We start from the raw sequence: 18,088 nt of genomic DNA, 5'->3' as shown, positions 1-18,088 counted from the left end.
AAAACGCAGGCGGTTTTCCATTCCAGTGCGCGACCGGACATCGGGCTTCACCGGCAGGTCCAGACCCAGCCTTCCAAGGCGTCCCAGTCCCAGCAGATATTGTGCACATGGCCGCGGCCCTGTGAGCCGCTCCAGTCGCGGTGCATGTGCCGGGCGTGGCCGCCGATATGCTGCATGGCGCTGTGCTTGCGGTTTTCTTCGTGGCTCGCCGACGCCGGCACGGCGGAGGCCAGCAGGCACCCGGCGACGAGGATCGACAATTTGCGCATTTCATTCCCCCAGTAAGACTGGCTGTAATGAAGACATGGCGCGCGCCGCTCCGCGCGCAACTGCAGATAATCATTAAATTCCAGCAGTTTAGCCTGCGCTCGCGCGGCCGGACCCCGCTCCGTCGCAGCCGCGGCGGTTGAATGTGACAGTCTCTTGCCCTTCACATGCCGCCGGGGCGCGGCCGCGGCGGCTGGCGCCGCTGGGAGCTTTTTCGATGGATTTTACACATCCGATGGCGCGCGGCGCCAAGGTCTGGACGGCGAAACTCGGCAATGGCGAGACGAAACGCATCCTCGTCATCGTGACGAACGCCGAACTCAATCCCGACAAGAAGAAATACAAACCCGAGAATATTTCGGCCCTCGAGGAGGCGGCAAAGGAATTCCTGGCCGAAAGCGGCGAGGCGGAGGGCTATCTTCTCGCCAACCGGCTGCGCGACTGGGAAAACAGCCGCGAGCGCTGAACATCGTCGCGCGTTCAGGAAAATTGCGGGCGGTTTTCCATTGGAACGCGCGCCAAGACAAGGCGAAAGGCGGCTTGCTCCGTCAGCGATCCTCGGCGGACTCTCGCTTTCAGGCCGGGGCGCTTCGCCGCCTTTGCGGGCCATGAGGCGATCAATGAGCCGCCGATGGCCGATTTCCAGTTTCACCCAGCTCCACAAAACGACCGTTTGAACGCGCCTCCGGAAGCGCCTTTCGGCTGCTGACCGGCTCCGAATGGCGGCGAAAAGGGCCGTTTTTCGGCGTTTCGAGGGGCGGGAGGCCCTGTTGCGGGACGCGGGAGCCTTCTGATCGGCGGCCGAAAGGCGAACGGAGCGTCTTGCCGGGGAGGGGCGTCAAACGGAATGGCCTGTGAATAAAGCGAATCGTAGTTTAGCTTGGTTCAATGATTGCAAGGCACAGATTTCCAGCAGACTCCGAGATCGAGCGCCTGCTCCCTCCCGCCCGTCTGCAGGGGCCGTTCGAGGCCGCGTCCGATGTGCTGGCGCGGCTCGACGAGCGATTGCGGTCCAGCCCCGTGGCGGAAGCCTTCATCGTCCGCGCCGACTTCCACGACGCCTGCGCCGCGCTGTGGCGGCAGGGCGATTTCGTGCAGATCGAGGATCTCGTGCTGCATGACGCCGGCATGGACGCGCGCGCGCCGACGCATGAGCTGGTCCGCGCCAATGCGGCGCTGCTGACGCGCCGTCGCATCGCCGGTCAGCCGCCGGGATGGGCGCTGACGGCCGCGGGACTGGCCGCGCTGCGCGGCGCGCGAACGGTCGATGACGGCGCCGTCAAAACGAACGACGGAAATGAATATGACGACGATGACGAGGGCGGCGACTTCCATGACTCCGATGACGACGCCGCGCCATTGGCCGGCGAATTCGCCGAGATCGACGCGCTGCTGGCGCGAAGCTCGGCCGCAGCGAGCGATGTAAGGGCGATTCCGCTCAAGCGCGACGACTCCGGCCTCGTCTATGACGAGGACTGGGACGAGGAGGGCAGGCTCGACGAATGGCGCGCGGCGCTGAAGGAAATCGAAACACTGCCGCCTCTGCTCGCCGCCGCTCTCGCCTATGAAGGCTGGGAGACGCTCGAGCCGCTGCGGCGTCAGTCCTGGCTCGGCCCGCTGCTCGCCGCCGCCCTGCTGCGGGCGCGCGGCAAGACGCGCCATCATCTCGCTTCGCTGCATGCGGGATTTCGACATGTGAAATATCGCCGCTCGCGCCATCACGATCTCGCGACGCGGCTCGTCGGCTTCGCGCAGGCGGTCGAGACCATGGCGGCGACGGGGCTGAAGGAAATCGACCGGCTGACGCTCGCGCGCCAATTGCTGCTGCGAAGATGCGCGGGCAGGAGAGGCAATTCGAAACTGCCGCGCCTCGTCGATCTGTGTCTGCGCCTGCCGGTCGTCAGCGTCCCGCTCGCCGCAAAGGAGCTCGGCGTCTCGCAACAGGCGGCGACGACGATGATCGACGAACTCTCCCCCAACCTGCGCGAACTCACCGGCCGCCGACGCTATCGCGCCTGGGCGGTGATGTGAGCGGGAAAAGCGTGCGCCCCGCCTGTCGGGTTCCGCGTTGATCTCCTGAAGCTCCGCCTTATTCTGGATCGGCGTCCTGTTCCTCGCTCCGGCGAAAGATCGCTGGACAGGCGACCAAACATCCAATGATCGGGATACGTGTCATTTGGCCGCAATGGCGTTACATGAAAAGAGTTACATTATACGTTGAATTGGCCGCCCGTTTTTCGCAGAGCGTCCTGCCGGCGAAGGGCTGTTTGGGGGGCGGAGGCGTGAAATTGCTCACAAAAGTTGTCGAACACTCACAAACAACACCTTCGCTAATTGTAGACAGGAAATGCGCCGTGACGCGCCGCGACCTGCTTGCAGGTGTTTCGACGATGTTGTCCACCGCCTCCGCGTCACAGGGGCAGGCCGTCAGCGACAGCATCCTGTCGACGCAAAGCGAAATCGCGCTCGCCCAGGTTCTCCCACCATTGAACTTTCCAACCTATCTGCGGCGTGAGATCGATTATCTTTGGCGCCGCGCGCAGACCGGCAAAGACCCTGGTTTCATCTATTGGAAAAAAGCGTTCATCCTTTCGGAAGCGCTGAAACATTTTTCCGCGATCAAGCCGGTTCCGATAGCCGCAAATATGGTTCGCGGCCTGCCGAATCCGCCACCCATAAACCCTGCCTATTTCGGGCAAGCTTACAAGAATTTCTCCATCTCGGGAATCGGTTACAGCCCCGATTACTACGACTACAAGCCGGACGGCGCCAATGTGACGTTCTGGGTGGATTTTGCAAATCCCTATCTGGGCGGCGGAGTCTTCGGCCGCGGCTTCGTGCAGGAGGAGGTCATGTTCTGCGAAACCCCCGATCTTGCGAACGCCGCAGCAATTCTCGACGCGAACCACAAGGCGGTGATCCATACGCGCAACCCTGCGACCGGCGCCGGCATCCTGCAAGGGAGTCCGACGCCGGTCACGATCCTGGGCGCGAACCGGGTGCTGCAAATCGACCGCAGCATTTACGGAAAGCGTTTCGAGACCGCGACCAAGATGGAAATCGTGAGCGCCGTCAAACGACTGCCGGCGGCGCAAAGATTCAATATGCTGGCTGCGGCCGCTCCAGATTTAACAATCCCAAGAAAAGTGGGCGCGTCCTGCTACATATTTTACCGGCGTGACACGACGCCCTTCGTCAAGGCTACGCTGCGGGATCTGTTCAACACATTTTTCGCGGCTTTCGCTCTGTCGGTCGACGCCACAGCAAAGGCTTATCCTGCTTACAAGGGAATCATTACGGTCAACACGGGCAAGATCGGCTGTGGCGCCTTTGGCAATAATCCCGAGGTTGTCTATGTTTTGCAGCGCCTCGCCGCCAAGCAGGTCTCTCCAAGGCTCAAGCTGAAATATTGGGATTACAGCGCCGCCGAGTTCACCCGCGCCTCCGCTGCATTTTCAACTATCTGCGCTAACTTCAACCTCCAACCAAACAAGACGGTCAATGGTTTGATCGATGTCGCATGGAGATACTGGGGGCGCAAGGTCGAGGACGCGTTTTGCGTTTAGGCTGTGCGAGACCTTTCCGCGACTTCGTTCCGGGCGCGACTTTCATCACGGGGACAAGCCTTTTCGAGCTCTTTACATTGCCGAGCGCCTCGCTACGCTCGTGTGCGGACGGAGTTGCGCCGTCTGTCTCGACCCTGCCGTCGAGCTTTGGACCCTTGGCGACGTTGTGGCGGTTCTGAAGCGGCTATCGGGAGATCGCAAGCGGATCCGCCACAGGCGCCAATTCGCGTGGACCGATGTCTGATCGACAAGCAAAGGCGCCGACCGCCCTGGAAATGGCGGGCAGGCAGCGGGAGATCTCCGTTTCGGAGTTCTTTCTCAAGAACCGCCACCTGCTCGGCTTCGACACGCCCGCGAAGGCGCTGGTCACGGCGGTCAAGGAGGCGGTCGACAACGCCCTCGACGCCTGCGAGGAAGCAGGGGTCTTGCCGGACATCACGGTCGAGGTGCGGGGCCGTTTCGAGAAATCGCGGATCGTCGTGGAGGATAACGGCCCCGGGATCGTCGAAAGTCAGATCGCGCGCATCTTCGGCAAGCTTCTCTACGGCTCGAAATTTCACAAGCTCGCCCAGTCCCGCGGCCAGCAGGGCATGGGGATTTCCGCGGCGGGAATGTATGGCCAGCTCACGGTTGGCAAACCGCTGCATGTCATCAGCCGCACGGAGGGCGACGCGCTCGCTTCCGAGCTTTACGTGTCGATCGATACGGCCAACAACCGCCCGGACATTCACAGGAAGAAACGGATCGAGTGGGACAGCCCGCACGGCACGCGGGTCGAGATGGAGATCGAGGGCGTCGACCAGGCGGGGCCGCATTCGGTCGAGGTCTATCTGAAGCAAACCGCCATCGCCAATCCGCATGTGTCGATCGCTTACCGAGGCCCGCGGGGCAGGGAGCTCGTCTTCGCCCGTTCGTCGGAAACGCTTCCACCGCGGCCGAAGGAAATCAGGCCGCATCCGAGCGGCATGGAGCTCGGGCGGCTGATCCAGATGCTGAACGTCACGAAAAGCCGTTCGCTGCTGCGCTTCCTCGTCGACGAATTCTCATGCGTGGGCGCGAAGACGGCGCTCGAGATCATCAGTCGGGCCGGCAAACCCTTGAGCGATCGTTCCTATCCGGCGCATATCGCGCACGCCCAGGCGAGCGCCCTGCATCGCGCTCTTCAGAAGACGCGCGTTCGGGCGCCGCGGACTGACTGCATTGTTCCGATCGGCGAGGCTCGGCTTCTCGAAGGGCTGCGCAAGGAGTTGCCCGCGGATTTCTACACGGTCGCCACACGCCCCCCGGCGACCTATCGCGGCAATCCCTTTCAGGTGGAAGTGGGCATCGCCTTCGCCCGTCCCGGCGAGTCTGAAATCGAAGTGGACGCGCTCGGCCACATGCGCAGGAAGAAGCAGGAACGTCCCGACGCGACGCGACATCTGATCGCGAGGAAGGATGAACCCGTTCGCCTCCTGCGCTTTGCGAACCGCGTCCCGCTGCTTTATCAGCAGGCGAGCTGCGCGATCACGAAATCTGTGCTGCAGACCAACTGGCGCGCCTACGGCCTGCATCAGTCGAGGGGCGCCTTGCCCATCGCGCCGATGGCGATCGTCGTTCATGTCGCGTCGGTCTGGGTTCCCTATACGTCGGAGGCCAAGGAGGCCATCGAGCCTTATCCCGAGCTGGTCAGGGAGATCAAACTCGGGCTGCAGCAATGCGCGCGGCGGCTGTCGCATTATCTGCAGCGCGAATCCAGCTTGCAGCACGAGTATGAGCGGCGGTCCTATATCGAGAAATACCTTCCCCATATCGGTCTCGCCCTTCAGGAAATCCTCGCGCTCAGCGACGACGAGCGGGACGCGACGGTGACGAAGCTCGACGACGTGCTGCATTCGAGCCGAGCCGGGAAAAGGTCAGCTTCATGAAAAAGGGCGCCAACGCCTCCGGCGGCGATGAGGACAGGCGGACGATCGCGCTGATCGAGTCGATCGCCAACAAGGTTCGCGACGCCATCGCGAGCGGCAGCCTGCCGAACATCAGGACGCCGGCGCGCGGGCTGGAGAATGTGACCTATGACGAAGCGGCCGGCTATCTCGAACTCGGCAGGATCGAGCGCGTCCGCACTCTGACGGTCAACACCGCGCGGTCCTTCGCCCAGATGCTTCGACTGATGGCGGCGTCGCGGACCATGGTCGAGAGCAATGATTTCGCCACCAAGCGCGAGGCCTATTACATCAGCAAGAACTGGGGCGACTGCCGTTTCGACGAGCAGGCCGAGTCCGACGCCATCATGGACGACATCGAGGCGATCGCGTCGCGCCATGGCCTGTCGCGCGAGAACCTCAGATTTTATCCCGAGTCGCACGGCGGCTCGGTCGCGGGACGGGTCGTTATCGTCGATCGCAACGCGGTCACGGGGGAGCCGATCGAGATCGATTGCGCCAACCTCGGGAGCGGCGCTTACACCATACCGCGGTCCGCCGAACACTTGCGCTTCAGGACGGATGCGCGCTTCATTCTCGCCATCGAAACCGGCGGCATGTTCCAGCGCCTCAACAATCACCGTTTCTGGGAGAGCGCCCGATGCGTCATCGTCGAGATGGGAGGCGTGCCGACCCGCGCGACAAGGCGCTTCATTCGCCTCCTGTCCGACAGACACGATCTGCCGGTCTATTGCTTCGTCGATTGCGATCCTTACGGCTTCACCAACATATATCGGACGCTGAAGGCGGGTTCGGGAAACGCCGCCCATGTCAACCGGTTCCTTTGCGTGCCCCGCGCGAGATTTCTGGGCGTCACGCCGCAGGACATCATCGACTTCGGCCTTCAGGACGCGACGCATCCGCTGACCCCGGTCGATGTGAAGCGCGCGAAGGACGCATTGAGCAATGATCCTTTCATCATTGCGCATCCGCAATGGACCGCCGCGATCAGGCAGCTGCTCGATATGGGCGTTCGCGCGGAGCAGCAGGCGCTCGCCAAATGGGGGCTGAACTATGTCATCGACGAATATTTGCCGCGCAAGCTGTCGGATGTGAGCCGGTTCCTGCCGTAAAAAGCGATTTTGCCGACGCGGCGGCGCGCAGCAGCTACGCGCGAGAGGTTGAGTCACCGATTGCCGATGAACGGATAGACACTGCGCGCTCCAGCCAGTTCTGCAGGGCGTATTCATGGAAGATTTCGATTATCCATTCCCCGTCGCGTTGAAGTGCGCCAGCGCTGAGAAAGGAGCTTGTTCCGCCCCGTTGGGAGTTCGGCGCGCATGGCCGTCGAGTGCGGCTTGACGGAGACGGGACTCGGGTCGTCGAAGGTGACGCAGTCTCCACGGTCGTCAATTCCGAGCCAGCGCCGATTCGAAGGCTTCCTTTGCTAGTCGAGCGTCTGTCGAAATCTTACGGCGGCAATGCTCATCGCGACCAGCGCGAACAGCATGAGCGCTCCGGTGTCGGGTAGAAGATCAATGAATCCCGAACCCTTGAGCATGACAGAGCGGACAATCCGCGTGTAATGCGTGAGCGGGAGACATTCGCCAATCACTCTCGCCCATCCCGGCATCCCGAAAAAGGGAAACAGAAAACCTGACAGCAGTAGGTTAGGCAGGAAGAACAGGAATGTCATCTGCACAGCCTGAAGCTGCGTTTCAGCGATGGTCGAAAATGTATAGCCGACAGCGAGATTGGCAACGATGAACAGCATCGTCAGCGTGGTGAGCACCATCAGCGAACCAACGATCGGAACGTCGAAAAGAAAATGAGCGACGATCAGGATTGTGACCATCTGCACGGCGCCAACAACGACATAGGGCAAAATCTTCCCCAGCATGATTTCGACCGGACGCAGCGGTGTTGCAAGAAGCGCCTCCATATTTCCGCGCTCTACCTCGCGCGTTACGGAGAGCGCTGTATAAATCAGCATGGTCATTGTGAGGATCGTTCCGATCATGCCTGGCACGATATTGCGCCGCGTATCGCTCGCGGGATTGTAGCGATGATGCACGCGTAGCTCGAACGGTGGCGGACTCTGTGCCAAGTAGGCGAGCGGACCCTTCATTTCCCGATCGAGCGCGGCCGCCACGGCTCCAGAAGCGGCGGCGATCGCCCCTGCTGTGGACGTCGCGTCGGTCGCGTCCGCGTCGAGGAGCAAGGCTGGCTTTTCGCCTCTCATCAGACGCTTCGAAAAGTCTGCTGGTATCTGGAGAACAAACAAGGCGCTATTTGATAGCAGCATCATCTCCGCCTCCTTTTCAGTCGTCGCTTTTGCCTTCACCGAAAAATAATCTGTTCCGACGATTGACGATACAAGCGAACGAGCGAAAGGACCTTCGTCCTGGATAAGCAGCACGGTTGGCAGATGCTTTGGATCAGTGTTGATCGCGTAACCAAAGAGAAGCAGTTCGATCAGCGGAATCGCGATGATCGAAACAAAGGTTGGCACGTCTCGACGAAGCTGTATAAACTCCTTGATGAATACGGCCCATATTCCTTGAGGCGCTAGGGCGCTTAAGCTACTTCGTTCAAGGCTGGGGTGTGCCTGAGAGCGAGTTCGCATCAGTTGCACTTGCGCCCTTCCTTATCGTTCATCAGATGAATGAAGACGTCTTCGAGAGAGGGCTGCTCGCGGATCCATTTTTGTCCTGATTTTTCATCACTGTCTTTCGCAAGCTTTTCCAGATCTTGCAGATCGCGCCCGCAAACGTGAAGAGCGACGCCAAAGCGCGTGACCATCTCGACGCCTTTCGCGTTTCTGAGCCTTTCAGCAAGACTATCGAGTTCCGGGCCGGTAACGACATAGGTCACGAGGCCAGAACCTCCGATGATTTCATCGCTCGTGCCATTGGCAAGCAGATGACCGCCGGAGATGTATGCGATTTCGTGACAGCGCTCTGCCTCGTCCATATAATGAGTTGAGACAAGCACCGTCAGCCCACCTGCTGCGAGACGATGAATTTCGTCCCAGAAATCCCGTCGCGCCTTCGGATCGACGCCCGCCGTGGGTTCATCGAGCAGCAAGAGTGACGGATTCGGCAAGATGCAGGCGCCAAGCGCAAGTCGTTGTTTCCATCCGCCCGAAAGATCGCCTGCGAGCTGATCCGCGCGCGATGCAAGTCCGAGCCGCGCGAGCGCGTCATTCGCCAGAATGCGGGGGTTTCTGAGCCCATACACCCGGGCAAGAAATTCCAAATTCTCCCGCACGGTCAGGTCGCGATAGAGTGAAAAGTTTTGCGTCATGTAACCAACCCGACGCTTGATCTCAGCCTGTTGCGTGCGGATGTCGTAGCCAAGGCATGAGCCTCGCCCGGAATCAGGCGTCAATAGACCACACAACATTCGAATAGTCGTCGTTTTTCCGCTGCCATTCGGTCCGAGAAATCCGTGTATGCGGCCGCGCGTAATGCGCAGATTGAGATTATCCACCACCTTTCTGGAACCGAAGGATTTGGTGAGTCCGTCGACTTCGATCGCTATTGCAGAATTTGGCATTGACGCATCGCTCGTCCGGCCTGCGCTTGTATTGTTTCGTTCATCTGCTGGCAACAGCGCGTCGTCCATCCGTCATGAGTGACACCGACAATGGCTGACCAAGCGCCAGCGCCTCCGCGCGTCCTTCGAGACGGGCGCATACCTTGAAAAAGAGATGCTTCCGGTCGGCGGAATCGAAGATCACCGGAGGCGCATATTCCTCTCGGGGCGCCATGTAGTATACGACGCCGCCGAACACCCGGTCGCCGGACTCGCTCTTTATCGTCACGCGCTCACCGAGCTTCACTTGGGACAGCGAAGCCTCAGACACGAAAAATCTAACCGAGCGGTTTTCCGGCGGCAGCAGCGTGAGAACCGGTTGGCCGGCATTAACCATTTCACCTGCGCGAAATACAACTTCCTGCACGACGCCTGACACGGGCGCGACAACTCGTTGTCTTGCGATCCGAATATCGAGCTCGTCGCGCTGGATCTTCGCCTCCTGCAGCGCCGCGCGCGCTGCGTCGATCTCTGATGACCTGCCGCTTATGCGTGCAGCGGCGACATGCCGCTCTGCCTCTTTCACCGTCGCGATGTCGCGAGACCTGGCCATAGCGACGCGCTCAAGAAGCGCCTTGGATATGACTCCCTTTTCAAAAAGCGCCGAATGACGGCTGTAGTCATTTTGGGAAAGTTCGAGACCCGCTTTCGCCCGCTCGACGCCGGCCTGAAGGGCGCTGATCTGTTCCGGACGGCTTACGGAAGCTTCCAGATTTCCCAATGTCGCTTCAGCTTGGGCAATCCGGGCGCTAGCCTCCGCGCGCTTATTATCGAGAAGCGACGTCGACATTTGGAAGAGGACATCTCCCTCGTTTACAAAACTTCCCGCCTCGACGTGTAGCTCCGCGATTCTTTCTGCGTCACTTGGCGCGACATAAACGAAATCACCTTCGACATATCCCTGGAATGAAACATTTTCACCCGAATGCCCGCTTTGCAGCGCCTGCCCGCCAAAAAGCCCGATGACGATCGCGCTTGCGACAAGGGCAGCTAAAACCTTCATGTTTTTGTTCACATTCTGCCCGAATTAAACACATGCGCTAAAAACCATTTACACCAAAGACAGCTAAGGTAAAAGAAAATCTGCGATGCGTTATTATAAACGGCGAAAATGTGTATTCAAATAGTTTGCAATAGCCATTCACATTTATACATAAAATGTATTAAAGTGTGAATATGCGGTGTCGCTTCCCGTGAGTTTGTTTGGGAAGAGGTAGTAGCGCACACTCAATCGCTGCGTGAGCCTCACGAGCGCCGCAAGCGAGGCGCTTGGCGCGATCAGAATGGCTACAGGGCGCTGTCGAATGTCGACTTGGCGGACCTGTCGTGGTCGACCGTCCGCGCTGTGATTGATCGGTGAGAAAGCGGCAATGCGACGACCCTGAAGGCCAGAGGAGCGGGGGAGAAAGCCGAGTGCTGAGATTCGAGCTAGGGGACGACGTCTGCAAGCTGGATCCGGCGACTGAAAGGCGCGCCCGGGTTAAAGGTGATGAAATTCATTGAGCTCGCGTGATCACTTTGGTCGACACCGACGTCGGCCGTCAGAACTATGAGCCCAAGGGTCAAAGGCCGATCGCCCTTGCGTCAGAGGCGAAATTGCATGTGGCAGAGATACAGTTCCCGGAGCGATTGCGTGCCCGCGCCCTCCTTTTCCTAAAATAACACATGGGAAGAGAAACCGACAATTCAGGATATCGATGTGCCGGGCATAAAGGAACGCATCAAAGTAGAGTTCGAAGCCACACTCCGCCAACGACCACGTTCGACGCCAGCGGATTCTCAGCAGGATCGAAAATGACTTGAAGGTCGGGCGTCAGGGCGCGGCGGCAAAAGGCTTCGATCCCTTATTGGTCACGCCCCGGCCGGACTGAGGGCTGAATGACAGGGCGGCGAATGACCCGCGCGTATGCGGCTCCAGATTGCTGTAAATGGCGAAGCCCGGGAGCGCTGATTACGATCCGTCAAAGCAAGTGAAAAAAAGCGAGAGAAAATCGAACGATCAAAAAGTCGATTCCGATTGAGACAGGGCGACTTGAGGCTGGCGACCTCAATCAGAGAAGGCATTCATGGTCACCCATAATTGATCTTCTTCGCCGCGCGCTGGATGCTCACGAGGGGCGATTTCGTCGATGGACTCCCGAAAACGTCATAGCTCTTCTGCTCCCCCAACAAAGTCGGGGAAGCTTTAGTTTCATTTCCGCGGATTCCTGTCCGGGCGCGTCAGCGCAGCGGCGGCGCGTATTGGACGCCGCCCATGGACCAAAGTTGATTGAGCCCGCGAGCAATGCCGAGTTTGGATTTCTTGCCGACGTTGCGCTCCAGGACTTCTCCGTAGTTGCCCACGTTCTTGACGATGTTGAGCGCCCAGTCCGGCGACAGGCCGAGTTGCTTGCCGATGTCGCCCTCGGCGCCGATGAAGCGACGCACGGCGGGTTTCTGCGACTTCTTTGCCTGCTCGATATTGGAGCTCGACACGCCGAGCTCTTCGGCGTTCAGCATCGCAAAAATGACCCATTTTACGAGATTCAGCCATTGGTCGTCGCCCTGACGCACAACCGGGCCCAGCGGCTCCTTCGAGATCACATCGGCCAGGATAAGGTTGTCCGCCGGCTTTTTGAGTTCGAGCTTGATTGCATGAAGCTGAGAGATGTCGCTGCTGATGGCGTTACACTGCCCCGCATCATAGGCCTTGATGATTTCAGCGAGCGTCTCGAAGCGAACCGGTTCGAAACTCATGTGATTCTGCTTGAAGAAATCCGCTACATTCGCTTCCGTCGTCGTTGCGGACTTCACGCAGACCTTGCTGCCATTGAGTTCCAGCGCAGAAGCGATCTTGCGGCTTTTGGGAACAAGAAAGCCCTGACCGTCGTAAAAGGTGACGCCGGCAAAAATCAGCCCCTGGTCGACCTCGTTGGAGAAAGCCCAGGTCGAGTTGCGAGACAGGAGATCGAATTTTCCGGACTTCAGCGCCTCGAAACGCTCCTCGGTTCCGACGGGCACGAACCGTAATTTGGAAGCGTCACCGAAGATGGCGGAGGCGACCGCCCGGCAGAAATCGACATCGAAGCCGGACCAATTGCCCTTATCGTCGGCTATGGAGAATCCGACAATGCCGTTGCTTACGCCACAGGCAAGCGCGCCGCTCTGTTTTACACTATCCAGCGTGGACGCCTGCGAGGGCGCCGCGAGGAGGCAGAAGGAGGCGATCAGCAGTGATAGCGACGCGCGGACGCGCTTCTGGAACATACGCATGAACACCTCTTTCCTGTTTTTCGAAAATTACAGATCCGCAGCCTGCTTGACCACGATTTTGGTTCCGACGGGAACGCGACCGTATAGGTCGGTGACGTCACCATTGACGAGGCGGAAACAGCCGGACGAAACGGCGTGGCCGATAGTTTGCGGCTGGTTCGTTCCGTGGATGCGGTAAATCGTCGTGCCGATATAGAGCGCACGCGCGCCCATCGGATTCCCCGGACCGCCCGCCATGAAACGCGGAAGATACGGCTGGCGCTGGATCATCTCCGGCGGCGGACGCCAGTCGGGCCATTCCTGCTTGCGAGAAATCTTGTGCATGCCGGCCCATTGAAAACCGTCGCGGCCAACGCCGATGCCGTAGCGAATGGCGCGGTTGTTGCCCTGCACGAGATAAAGATAGCGTTCCGCCGTATGGACGACGATCGTGCCGGGCGCTTCCGTCGTGCGAAAGAAAACGACTTGCCGCTCATAGGGGCCGGAGAGATTTTCCTCCTCTGGAGTTGGCGTGTAGCCCGGCTGGTCGTCGATATCCATTTCATCAGGTTGGGCGCCGGCCGCGAGAGCGACAGGGCCATGACCCAGAAACAGAAAAGCCGCCGATGCAATCATCAGGCGTTTGACGCCCGCATTCATGAATCCCATGTCGATCCCCTTGCGAGACTGGAGGAACTCGGAAGGTCAGACGCCACTGCTCATGAGCAGCGGACATAGACCATCGTGCCGTAACGGGTAGAATTGTCGGGGCTCACCCATTTCACGGTGAATGAATTGTCATTGACCGTGACGATTTCGCGATCGCTCGCGATCGCCGCCGGCCCTGCAAGGCCGAGATAGGTGACTCCGCTCGGGCTGCCCTTCAACACGAGCTCCCGAATTTCCGATTCATCGGCAAGATGCATCATCACCCCGCCATTGGACCCGCGCTTGATCGTGTAGGGATTGTTGCACTGTCGGCGCGCCTCGCTCTCGGTGCGCGCGCGGTCGCTGTCGCGGTGATAGGCGGCGACCCCCCAACGGCCGACAAGCGAGTCAGCAGGAATTGTCGATGGAATTGACGGGACGCCCTGCGCGACCTGCACGCCCGGATCGGCGGTCTGGGTAGAGTTACAGGCGGAGAGCAGCGAGACCATCGTGCCGATCGCCGACAAAATCAAAAATGGACGCGAAGCATTCAAAACACGCATAACCTTAACCTCGGCTTTCGGAACGACGCACGTCAGTCCAACACGGCCTTCGCCGGCCCGTAAAGAGATATCATAACCATCAGGACCTTTCCGAGACATTTTTAGTAAATTGGAGGTTGCCGTCATCCGGTCGCCTGGCTGTATTCATTTGTTCAGCTGCAACAGTTTGGTATCGAAGCGTCTGTCGACGAGGCGGCGCGCTTTCGCCCATGACGCCGCTGTCCGGTCCGCTGGTCGCTTGCGAACGAAAAAACCAGGAGAGATTTGCATTGCTCACACGAGCCGCCTCTTTGGCCTTCCGCAGCTCGCGCAGAGCCCATTGATCCGATGAACGCCAGGGACGTCATGTCCGGAGTGATCGCGTCCGTCGTGATCATCGCCACTTCTCTGAGTTACTCGGCGCTGATTTTCTCGGGACCGCTCGCCGAGTTCCTTCCTGTCGGAATCGCTTCCGGGCTCGTTGGCGCCGGACTGGGCGCGATTGTTTTCGCCGTCATGAGCGGACTGCCCTTCGCCATAGCGGCGCCGGATTCCAAGGCGATCGCTGTGCTGGCGTCGATGTCGACAATCATTGCGAACAATCTGATCGGGCTGGGACGCGCTGATCAGGCGGGCCCGACAGTCATCGCCGCGCTTCTCGCCGGTTCGCTGATCGTCGGCGTCACCTCCTACGCCTTCGGCGTACTGAGGCTTGGACGATGGATAAGATTTTTGCCCTACCCCGTGATCGGCGGTTTCATGGCCGCATCGGGATGGTTTCTCGCGAGCGGCGCGATCCGCATTCTCAGTCGCAAGCCCCTGTCTCCCGAACTCCTGACGGATGTCGCCTCGGGCCGCCATCTCGCACAACTCGCCGTGGGCGCCGCTTTCGCGATTGCCCTCGCTCAGGCGCGCCGCGCCCGTCATCCGGCGGTTTTCCCGGGCCTTCTCATTTTCACCACCGCCGGGATTCCATTGGCGCTGCTCGTGATGGGCGTCCCTGTCCCGCAGGCGCGCGAAGCCGGCTGGCTGCTTCCGCTTCCCGCGACTTCTTCGGGCGCGCTCCCCGTCCATTGGCTTTACGGCGCCCTGACGCAGGTCGCTCCGGACGAGATCCTGAAATCTGCGGGAGATTATATTGCTCTGATCACGGTGACCGTCGCGACCTTGCTTCTCAGCATCATGGCCATAGAAGTCGAAACGCGAGCCGAGGTCGACCTGGATCATGAGCTGAAAGTCAACGGCGTTGCGAACGCCGTCGCCGGTCTCGGCGGCGGAACCGTCGGAACGCTTTCGGTCAGCCGCACTCTTTTCGGACACCAGATCGGAGCGAGATCGCGCGCGGGCGGTCTCGTGGCGGGAGCCCTGTGCCTGTTTCCACTGGCGCTCGGCCCCACGCCGCTCGGTTTTGTGCCCGTGCCGGTTCTCGGCGGACTTCTGCTCCAACTCGGCGTCGGAATGCTAGACGAATGGCTCGTCAGGAGCTGGCGCACGTTGCAGCGCGCCGACTATCTTCAATTGATCATTATTTTTCTTACCATTGTACTTTTCGATTTCGTCGCGGGCGTCGGCGTCGGCGTCATCGCCGCCTGCATTACTTTCGCCGTCAGCACGAGCCGCGTGCGGCTCGTGAAGCACGGCATGGATCGCAGCAATTACTCCAGCCGCGTGGATCGGCCGAGCCACCACGCCGACGCGCTGAGACGTCAGGGCTCGGAGATCCAGATCATGTGGCTTCACGGCTTTATTTTCTTTGGCAGCGCGCACAATCTCCTCATGCATGTCAAGGAAGCGCTGACAGGCGAGGAAGGCGCCTGCCGAAGTCTGATCCTCGATTTTCGTCAGGTGCTCGGGATCGATTATTCGGCTGTCATGACGCTGCTCAAACTTCGTCATCTCGCGGAGCGCGAAAGGTTCGATCTGGTGCTCGCCGAATTGCCGCCCAATGTCGCGCTCTCGCTCGCGAATGGCGGCCTCCTTCGGGAGAAGGGAGACGCGTCCTGTCGCGTCTTCCCCGATCTCGACGCCGCGCTCGAATGGTGCGAGGACAGGCTGCTCGCCAGTTCGGCGGGCGTCGCGGCAGGGAAACGCTCGACCAGGGAATGGCTCGAAGCCGAACTCGGCGCCCCCGGCCTGTTCGAGCGCTTGACGAATTACCTCACGTCGATCGAGTTGCAGCCCGGCGAATTCGTCTTCGAACAAGGCGACGCGGGCGACAGTCTCTTCCTTCTGTCGTCCGGACGCGTCACCATTCTCTTCAATTCGCCCGACGGCAAGGTCGTGCGGCTGCGCAGCATGCTCGACAATACATTGCTGGGCGAAATGGGTCTGTATCGCGGCGCGCCGCGCGGCGCCTCGGTTCTGGTCGACGAGCCGACCCACGTCTATCGGCTCTCCGACGAGGCGTTCGACCGAATGGAGCGGGAGGAGCCCCAACTCGCGCACGCTTTCCACAAATTCGTGGTGCGCATGCTGGCGTCGCGGCTCGATATAGCCAATCGCGAAGTCGCCGGCCTCCAGCGTTGATCGATCGCTCGCCTAAACGTTCTGTAGCGTAGGCGAAACCGGCTTCTCCGGTGTCTTACCGTCGAGGAGGCTGCTGACGGTCACGTCTCCCATTACGTTGATCGCGGTCCGGCAGCGGTCGAGAAACCAGTCCACGGTCAGGAGCAAGGCGATATATTCGGTCGGCAGCCCCACCGATTTGAAGACAAGCGTCATGGTGACGAGTCCGGCCTCGGGAATGCCGGCCGCGCCGACGGAAGCGACGATGGACGTCAGCACCACCATGAGCTGCTGGCTGAAAGTCAGGTTTATCCCGAGCATCTGCGCGACGAACAGCGCCGACATCGCTTCATAAAGCGCGGTTCCGTCATTGTTGAAATTCGCTCCGACCAGCGCGCCGAGACTCGCGGATTGTTCCCTCAGGCCGACATTGTCCCGCAGGCAGCGATAGGTCACGGGCATGGTGGCCGTCGAACTGGCGGTGGAAAAGGCCATCGTCAGGGCGTCCCGAACGCCGCGCAAGAGCGCAGCGGGTCGAACCCACGACCCGAGCCGCACGCGGACGAGATAATACACTCCTTGAAGGAGGAGCGCCGCAATCACTGCGCCGACGAAGCCGCCGAGCGCCAGGAAATCGCTCAAGCCCTTGGCGCCGACAATGCTCGCGACGACGCCGAACACGGCGAGCGGCACGACTTCCACGACCGCCTCTAGGATCGTGACGAGGCTCGACAGGCCGACATGGACGAGATCTTCGACGGTCCGGATTGGATAGTTTCGAAGTTTTCGCAGCGAGAGGCCGAATGCGATCGCAAGGAGAATGACGCCGATCACCTTGCCGTCGTCGGTAAAGGGGCCGGCGATGCTCCGCGGCACGCTGTCGAGAAACTGTGTGAGAGGATCCGCAGCGGACGCCGCGGCCTTTGCGTTCGTGACTGGCGGCGTCATCCGCACCCATTCGCCGGGACGAAGAACATTCGCGACCGCAAGGCCAATGACGATGGCGACGATCGTATTCACCGCTAGCAATGTCGTGAGACGCAGCGATTGCCGCCCGCTCACGGGCGCGTTAATGACGGCCTGCACAATTGCGAACAGGATCAACGGCGGCGCAAGCGCTCCCAACACCCGCAGAACGAGCTTCGCCGGAATCGCCAGCGACGCGGCGCCGTCCCCCAGCAAGAGGCCAGTGACGACGCCCAGCGCCACCGCCGCCAGTATACGCACATAAAGCGGCAACCCGCGCCACCATGCGAATGCGCCGGACGCGGGTTCAATCTGCTCGTCTTCTGGAAACGGCAATGTGCAGGCCCTTTTCTGACGGATACGGCCGCCCAGATGGAGACGGGCGACGCTCGATCCTATCCATGTTGACCAGCCACCACTAGCGAAAGACGCGGCCAAGGGAAACAATCGATTGTCTGCATCCACTCCGCAAATGGACTTTGAGCGGCGAAGAAGGCGCAGCGGAACGATTGGGTCCCGCGTGTTAGGGAACGCCAGCCTTCCGCGATGCGCTGAGGCCTTAACCCGATCTTTCGGCGGACAGAACTGAAAGACGCTCGGCCGGAGCGCGTCGGCATTCGATCATACGCGCCCAATACGAAGTCGATGTCATTCGCTCGAGCTGCGATATCAATAATTCGATCCGGCCGCTATTCAGTGAGATTCGGGCGCGCTCCTCGATTCGCACGAGTTGCGGCCATGACGCACAGGTTTCGTCCCGCTACCGAAAGCAGGGGGCTTCTGTCTGGAATGTAGCGCCGCGATCGAATAATATTTAGAAAGCTCGAGCGCGACCGCTGTTTTCGAGTTAGTGGAAAGCAGG

At 60.2% G+C, this 18,088-nt stretch carries 14 protein-coding genes; 6 read left to right on the top strand and 8 right to left on the bottom strand.

Features of this window, described 5'->3' with window-relative positions:
- Positions 1–47 precede the first annotated feature (47 nt).
- Positions 48–434 (bottom strand): hypothetical protein, encoded by a 387-nt coding sequence (locus tag MET49242_RS24570; protein ID WP_144259382.1) that lies wholly within the window; start codon positions 432–434, stop codon positions 48–50.
- A 50-nt stretch (positions 435–484) separates the two neighbouring features.
- Between MET49242_RS24570 and MET49242_RS00235 the strand changes: the two genes are divergently transcribed.
- From MET49242_RS00235 to MET49242_RS00215, 5 genes are all read left to right on the top strand, one after another.
- The gene (locus MET49242_RS00235; protein ID WP_144259381.1) at positions 485–733 is read left to right on the top strand and encodes a hypothetical protein; all 249 of its coding nucleotides are present in this window, start codon (positions 485–487) and stop codon (positions 731–733) included.
- A gap of 422 nt (positions 734–1,155) precedes the next feature.
- Entirely contained in the window at positions 1,156–2,298 is a 1,143-nt protein-coding gene (locus MET49242_RS00230) for an RHE_PE00001 family protein (protein WP_051133873.1), read from the top strand.
- A 323-nt stretch (positions 2,299–2,621) separates the two neighbouring features.
- Positions 2,622–3,833 carry a hypothetical protein gene (locus tag MET49242_RS00225; RefSeq protein WP_036279192.1) on the top strand — a complete coding sequence of 404 codons (1,212 nt, stop codon included), beginning with the start codon at positions 2,622–2,624 and terminating at the stop codon, positions 3,831–3,833.
- Between the two features lie 236 nt (positions 3,834–4,069).
- A complete protein-coding gene (locus MET49242_RS00220) occupies positions 4,070–5,740 on the top strand; it encodes a DNA topoisomerase VI subunit B (protein ID WP_084678787.1) in 1,671 nt (556 codons plus the stop codon).
- Positions 5,737–6,870 carry a DNA topoisomerase IV subunit A gene (locus MET49242_RS00215; protein WP_051133871.1) on the top strand — a complete coding sequence of 378 codons (1,134 nt, stop codon included), beginning with the start codon at positions 5,737–5,739 and terminating at the stop codon, positions 6,868–6,870. The genes MET49242_RS00220 and MET49242_RS00215 overlap by 4 nt, the downstream gene beginning before the upstream one ends.
- A gap of 314 nt (positions 6,871–7,184) precedes the next feature.
- Here the strand turns inward: MET49242_RS00215 and MET49242_RS00210 are convergent, their stop codons facing one another.
- From MET49242_RS00210 to MET49242_RS00185, 6 genes are all read right to left on the bottom strand, one after another.
- Positions 7,185–8,363, bottom strand: a complete 1,179-nt coding sequence (locus MET49242_RS00210) for an ABC transporter permease (protein WP_051133870.1) — start codon at positions 8,361–8,363, stop codon at positions 7,185–7,187.
- Entirely contained in the window at positions 8,363–9,295 is a 933-nt protein-coding gene (locus MET49242_RS00205; RefSeq protein ID WP_036279299.1) for an ABC transporter ATP-binding protein, read from the bottom strand. Before MET49242_RS00205 ends, MET49242_RS00210 begins: the two co-directional genes overlap by 1 nt.
- A 40-nt stretch (positions 9,296–9,335) precedes the next feature.
- Positions 9,336–10,337, bottom strand: a complete 1,002-nt coding sequence (locus MET49242_RS00200) for an HlyD family secretion protein (RefSeq protein ID WP_036279296.1) — start codon at positions 10,335–10,337, stop codon at positions 9,336–9,338.
- Between the two features lie 1,217 nt (positions 10,338–11,554).
- Complete coding sequence (locus tag MET49242_RS00195; RefSeq protein ID WP_036279190.1) at positions 11,555–12,586, bottom strand: amino acid ABC transporter substrate-binding protein; 1,032 nt, start codon at positions 12,584–12,586, stop codon at positions 11,555–11,557.
- 27 nt (positions 12,587–12,613) lie between these two features.
- Positions 12,614–13,234, bottom strand: coding sequence for a L,D-transpeptidase (locus MET49242_RS00190; protein WP_370635082.1), 621 nt, complete (start codon positions 13,232–13,234; stop codon positions 12,614–12,616).
- 50 nt (positions 13,235–13,284) lie between these two features.
- Positions 13,285–13,722 carry a hypothetical protein gene (locus tag MET49242_RS00185; protein WP_244430600.1) on the bottom strand — a complete coding sequence of 146 codons (438 nt, stop codon included), beginning with the start codon at positions 13,720–13,722 and terminating at the stop codon, positions 13,285–13,287.
- Positions 13,723–14,121: 399 nt separating this feature from the next.
- On the opposite strand from MET49242_RS00185, the gene MET49242_RS00180 reads away from it, so the two are divergent.
- The gene (locus MET49242_RS00180; RefSeq protein ID WP_158497221.1) at positions 14,122–16,281 is read left to right on the top strand and encodes a SulP family inorganic anion transporter; all 2,160 of its coding nucleotides are present in this window, start codon (positions 14,122–14,124) and stop codon (positions 16,279–16,281) included.
- 12 nt (positions 16,282–16,293) lie between these two features.
- On the opposite strand, the gene MET49242_RS00175 is transcribed toward MET49242_RS00180, so the two are convergent.
- Complete coding sequence (locus MET49242_RS00175; RefSeq protein WP_084678786.1) at positions 16,294–17,562, bottom strand: dicarboxylate/amino acid:cation symporter; 1,269 nt, start codon at positions 17,560–17,562, stop codon at positions 16,294–16,296.
- Positions 17,563–18,088 lie beyond the last annotated feature (526 nt).

The sequence above is a fragment of the Methylocystis sp. ATCC 49242 genome, from assembly GCF_000188155.2.
GTDB lineage: Bacteria > Pseudomonadota > Alphaproteobacteria > Rhizobiales > Beijerinckiaceae > Methylocystis.
Note: the sequence above shows the minus strand (reverse complement) of the source record. Positions and strands in the feature narration are given on the sequence as shown.